This window comes from Blautia sp. DFI.9.10 (genome assembly GCF_024461705.1).
Lineage (GTDB): Bacteria > Bacillota > Clostridia > Lachnospirales > Lachnospiraceae > Blautia_A > Blautia_A fusiformis.
This window is the reverse complement of sequence record NZ_JANGAA010000086.1, coordinates 1-216: the sequence shown is the minus strand read 5'-3', so window position 1 is coordinate 216 and position 216 is coordinate 1. Positions and strand designations below refer to the sequence as shown.

Here is a 216-nt window from a genome sequence, read left to right as displayed (position 1 = left end):
CAGCCGATTATCGGCTTCTACTATGGGGCAAGTCAATACCATCGTGTACGGGAGGCTTACCTGCTTGCGGTAAAATGGAAGCTTGTTGTTTCCACAATTGCTTTCATCGCATTTCAATTTTTCCCGCAATCTATAATTTCGCTATTCGGAGATGGGGAAGATCTGTATTTTGAATTTGCTGTTTTGTTCATGCGTACCTATCTTTTCATGGTGTTG

The 216-nt window shown here is 42.1% G+C and carries 1 protein-coding gene; it reads left to right on the top strand.

Going from position 1 to position 216, the window contains the following annotated elements:
* The coding region (locus NE671_RS15790; protein ID WP_256164167.1) for an MATE family efflux transporter at positions 1 to 216 on the top strand (216 nt) is incomplete at both ends.